This window comes from Mesorhizobium sp. M7A.F.Ca.CA.004.04.2.1 (assembly GCF_004022825.1).
Classification (GTDB): Bacteria; Pseudomonadota; Alphaproteobacteria; order Rhizobiales; family Rhizobiaceae; genus Mesorhizobium.
The window spans coordinates 1-4,776 of sequence record NZ_RZPH01000431.1 but is presented as its reverse complement, the minus strand read 5'-3'; the positions used below and the strand labels follow the sequence as shown (position 1 = coordinate 4,776).

General features: G+C 59.9%; 3 protein-coding genes and 2 pseudogenes. 2 read left to right on the top strand and 3 right to left on the bottom strand.

Annotation, left to right across the window (positions count from 1 at the left end; translation table 11 throughout):
* Positions 1–155: 155 nt before the first annotated feature.
* A complete protein-coding gene (locus EN893_RS39895; RefSeq protein ID WP_063169289.1) occupies positions 156–434 on the bottom strand; it encodes an AlpA family phage regulatory protein in 279 nt (92 codons plus the stop codon).
* A gap of 982 nt (positions 435–1,416) precedes the next feature.
* Between EN893_RS39895 and EN893_RS19280 the strand changes: the two genes are divergently transcribed.
* Both EN893_RS19280 and EN893_RS19275 read left to right on the top strand, forming a co-directional pair.
* On the top strand, positions 1,417–3,348 hold the full coding sequence (locus EN893_RS19280) for a potassium transporter Kup (protein WP_127266914.1): 1,932 nt from the start codon (positions 1,417–1,419) through the stop codon (positions 3,346–3,348).
* Between the two features lie 307 nt (positions 3,349–3,655).
* Positions 3,656–4,116, top strand: a pseudogene (locus EN893_RS19275) (OB-fold nucleic acid binding domain-containing protein); the annotation flags it as partial.
* A gap of 53 nt (positions 4,117–4,169) precedes the next feature.
* On the opposite strand, the gene EN893_RS19270 reads toward EN893_RS19275, so the two are convergent.
* Together EN893_RS19270 and EN893_RS19265 are read right to left on the bottom strand one after the other, a co-directional pair.
* Entirely contained in the window at positions 4,170–4,442 is a 273-nt protein-coding gene (locus EN893_RS19270) for a hypothetical protein (RefSeq protein ID WP_127266913.1), read from the bottom strand.
* A gap of 215 nt (positions 4,443–4,657) precedes the next feature.
* Positions 4,658–4,776: pseudogene (locus tag EN893_RS19265) on the bottom strand (aldehyde dehydrogenase family protein); the annotation flags it as partial.

The window sequence follows — 4,776 nt, the reverse complement described above, 5'->3', positions numbered from 1 at the left end:
CTCTCCGTCACCGGCGTCGGGGTAAATACTAACACTTGAGAAAGCAGGGAGTTCACGGTCGTCGTCGAACATCTGACGGTGCAAAACGATGGCGGCCACCGCGTGCCCGGCTTCGTGATGCGCCACAGACGGGAGAAGATATTGGGAGGCTACATTCATGCGGTGCGGCTCTCAGATCTAGTTTCCATCCAAGCCCTGATATCGGATTCAAGCCATGCGACTCGGCCGGGGGAGATGCGACGCCGCTTAGGGAACAGGCCTGCCTTCAGAGTCGCGCGGTCGCGCTCGAACTGCGTTCCACTGAAGTGCTTCAGGGTCTTTGCCGACTGGCCGGCGGCCCAGGCAAGTGCCCGCTCGCCTTCCACATCTTCAAGCCAAAGATAGAGATCGTCGTCGGGAGCATCCAGCGTTGGACGGACATCAAATGCGTTCATGTCCGGACAGCCTTCAGAAAGAAGGGATAGAGGCTTCCGTTTGATCGGGAACGCTTAGTGTTGGTAGCGGCGCCGACATGTTCGAAAAGCGTGATCATTGATGAGTTCTTCCAGTCGGTGCGGCATCGCAGTGCTTTTGCGCATAGGACCGCAATTCACGTGCCAACTGGGAAAATCGTTTCGGAACAATGCGATCGCTCTGGCAGCGTTGTGTCAGATGTCCGACATCGTCGAGAATCCGACAACGAGTGCTCCTCCTAATCACCGGATCAACCTCCGGCGCCAGGCGGTGACACCGCATTCCTCTGTCTTTCCAGGAGACGGCGTGGACATCAATGCCGTTCCTCACCGAACCCGCCTCCTAGCCCTTCGCCTGTGTAGCATACGTCACGGCCGCCCCCCGGTTTGGCTTCAACCTGGGATTACGGCGTCCTCTTTCGCAGAGAAGATCGGGTTGTTCGTGGCGCGCGCAGCGGAGCCGAAGGAGCTTTTTCTGGGTTGCGGATACTGGCATGTCGATATTACGACCGTGTGTCCTTCGAGAAGCTTGGTGGCTTCTTCAACCAGAATCTCGCCGGGGAGATCGAATCGTTATCTGCGCCGCAAAGTGCGGCCGGTGAGCGGCGTGGCCCTGCGTTCCAGTTGGCCACGGTCCTCGCTGGGACGAGCAAGTAAATGGCTTGCGCAGCAACGGTGCGATCACACCTGGAGCACGGCGTCATCAGGAAAGCGCCATCCTTGTGCGCCCACGACACCCTGGTCGCCATCGGCCGCATCGCGGGGGGGCAATGTGGGCGATAACCATTCATTGATCTGGGCGATTGAGGGTTCTGCCGGGGCGCTATTGCTGCTCGGTAGGGCTGCGGGCTGGCGAGTCTACCAAGGCGAGCAACGACAGGCGAGACGGCAGACATTACGTGACGGAACTTGATATTGCAGTGCAGCAAGCGTAGAGCACCCCGCGCTTATCGGAGTGTCGTCCATGGCCCTTACCAATGCTGGTAACGAGGCAGAACCTGTCGAACAATCGAGCCATTCTGAGGTCGAGCAGCACAGCACCAAGGCGCTGATGTTGGGCGCACTAGGTGTCGTTTATGGCGATATAGGCACCCGCCCGATCTATGCATTTCGCGAGGCGTTGCATGCATCAGCGGGTGGCAACGTCGCCAGCCGTGGCGACATCCTCGGCGTACTCTCGCTGATCATCTGGTCCCTGACGATCACCGTGACGATCAAATACATCATGTTCGTGCTCCGCGCCGACAATCGAGGCGAGGGCGGAGTGCTGTCGCTTATGGCGCTGGCGCGCAACAGTTTCCCGACCCGCTCTGCGGTGATCCTCGGCATCGGCATCGGCATCGGCATCGTCGGCGCGGCGCTTTTTTTTGGCGACGCCGTCATTACGCCGGCAATCTCGGTACTGTCGGCGGTCGAAGGTATGAATGTCGTCACGCCGACGTTCCAGCCCTATGTGGTGCCGCTGACACTGGCCATCCTGGCGATCGTGTTTGCGGTACAGCGGTTTGGCACCGGCGGCGTAGGATTGGTGTTCGGACCCGTTACCGCGCTGTGGTTCCTGGCCATCGGCCTTTCCGGGCTCAACCACATCATGGACGACCCGGAAATCCTGCTGGCAATCAGCCCGCATTACATCGTGTCGTTCCTGGTCAACTCGCCTGACGTCGCCTTCGTTACGGTTGGTGCAGTCTTCCTCGCCGTCACCGGAGCCGAGGCGCTCTACGCCGACCTCGGCCATTTCGGCCGCAAGCCGATCGTGCTCGCCTGGCTGGCGATCGTGTTCCCTTGTCTGTTGCTCAATTATGTCGGGCAAGGCGCCTTCGTGCTGGCAAATGGCGGCGTTGTCGGTCATCCGTTCTTCGAGATGAACCAGGGCTGGACGCTTATTCCGATGGTCGTGCTTGCCACGGCGGCGACCGTGATCGCCTGCCAGGCGGTGATCTCCGGCGCCTTTTCGCTGACCAGGCAAGCGGTACAGCTCAACATGCTGCCGCGTTTCGTCATCCAGCACACGTCGGAAAAACAGTCGGGCCAGATCTATCTGCCGCGCATCAACCTGATGCTGGCGCTGGTGGTGATGCTGCTGGTGGTCGGCTTCGGCGAATCCAGCCGGCTGGCCTCGGCCTACGGTATTTCGGTGACCGGCAATATGCTGGTGACGAACATACTGCTTTTTGTTGTGATGACGCGCATCTGGAAATGGCCGCTCGGCGTCGCGATAGCCTTAATGGCGGTGTTCGTCTTCATCGATACCGGCTTCTTTGCAGCTAACATCGTCAAGGTATTCGAAGGCGGCTGGGCCTCGCTTGCCATTGCCGCAGTGATCGTGATGACCATGTGGACTTGGATAAGAGGCAGCAGGTATCTATTTGACAAGACGCGCAGGAACCAGATTCCGCTCGATTTCCTTGCGGGCAATCTGTTGAAGAAGAAACCGCAGCTGGTGTCCGGTACGGCCGTGTTCCTGACCAGCGATCCCGCCAGTGCGCCGACCGCGTTGATGCACAGCCTGAAGCACTACAAGGCGCTGCACGAACAGAACGTCATCCTCTCTGTGGTGACGGCGCAGCAGCCCGTGGTGCCCGACAGCGAGCGGATCAAGATGGAAACAATCAATGAGCTGTTCATGCGGGTGACACTGACCTTCGGCTACATGGAACAGCCTAACATCCCGCGTGCGCTGGCGATCTGCCGCAAGCAGGGTTGGAAGTTCGACATCATGACGACGTCCTTCTTCCTGTCGCGTCGCTCGCTCAAGGCGTCACCCAACTCCGGCATGCCGGTGTGGCAGGACAAGCTGTTCATCGGCTTGGCGCGCACGGCCGCCGACGCGACGGAGTATTTCCAGATCCCGACCGGACGTGTGGTCGAGATCGGAACGCAAGTGGCCGTTTAGGTATGCCCGGTTAAGCAGAATCAATTGGCATTTCGCGAGCCGGTGAATGCCTGACCGGGCGGAGGCCACGATGCTTGCGCCAAACTGGGGTCCGGTTCCAGGCCTGAAGCTTCCGGCCCCGAAAGCCGTCCTTTACGCCTGCGATCATTTCCGTTCCGCATTGTCTTGCCGACCCACCAGTCGAGATGCGCTGAAACGACCTCGCCGGGCAGCAACTTATCATTTGAACCTAATCGATGTGCCGCAAGTCCGACCTTCATTCTTCAGTTCACAGGCTAGCGTTGCCAAAATCGGCGTGCCGCCTAACCGGCGCCGCACCGTGACCTGTCAGGATGCTATGCAGGCGCGAGGCAGAAGCTGGCTCGAGGCCGCCGGCCTGGTGCTGGTCCGGCAGCGGCCGGGCTCGGCCAAAGGCTTCATGTTCCTCTGGAGGATGAGACGGGTGCGGCAAACGTCGTCGTCTGGGTCAAGATCTCGCGAGAAATTCCGGCGCGTGCTTCTTGCTTCGGCCATGCTCGGCGTCCGCGGACGCATCCGACGGAAGAGGAGGTGGTGCACCTCGTCGCCCACGAGCTGACCGATCTGTCGGCCGGGCTGGCCAGCGTGGGAAACCGCAAGACGCCGTTTCCGTTGCCGCACGGCCGAGGGCCGAGGCTCATCACGGCGGATCGGGCATCGATCCGCGCGGCATGCCGAAGGGGCGCGACATCGTCGATGCAGTATGACCATATCGACCCTATCAAGTTCAAGACGCGTAACTTCCGGTAGCGCTTCCGGAGGCCACTTCAGCAGCATGTTGTGCACACTTTTGTCGGACCCTGTTAACTGCCGATTGGCAGCAGGTCACCCCGTGCCGGATCCCAAATGTCGTCGCTCTCAAGCGCAACGACTGCCCGCACCCTTTTTAAGTCAGCGAGCACCTCCACCGCCGGACGCCGCCCCGTTTCCTGAGCCGCGGCGTAACGGGTGTATTTGTGACTGTCCGGCTCAAACCACTTCAACGATTCCAAAGTAGCCATGGCATCGCCCTTGCGGCTGCGCGTGATGCGAATGATCGTGATCCCATCCTCAGCGCTCGCGTCGAATGGAGACACGCTGCCAACGCTTCATCTGCTCTACCCCATCTTTGTTCCAAGGCGGTCGGATCATCTCAATGAGCCCTGCCTCGGGGTGGCCAAAGCATGCATATTTATCGTTCGGCCCCGCATCGAATTATCATCTGCGATGTGGGACTCGATCTTGGGTTGGCGACGGCTTAGCTCCGGGAGTAGACGTCGGACCACTGATAAGTGCCGGACCTTCTCCACAATTTCTCGGCGGACTCATCGTGAACGCTCGATTGGACGTAAATGCGGTTCGCGGAAACGCAGGTCTGGCCGGCATTGCGGAACTTCGCCTGGACCGCACCGTCAACAGCACCGTCAATGT

What these genes read in the sequence shown, in the direction of transcription:
- EN893_RS19280 (WP_127266914.1), top strand. Translation starts at nt 1,417, where the DNA reads ATGGCCCTTACCAATGCTGGTAACGAGGCAGAACCTGTCGAACAATCG.
- EN893_RS39895 (WP_063169289.1), bottom strand. Translation starts at nt 434, where the DNA reads ATGAACGCATTTGATGTCCGTCCAACGCTGGATGCTCCCGACGACGAT.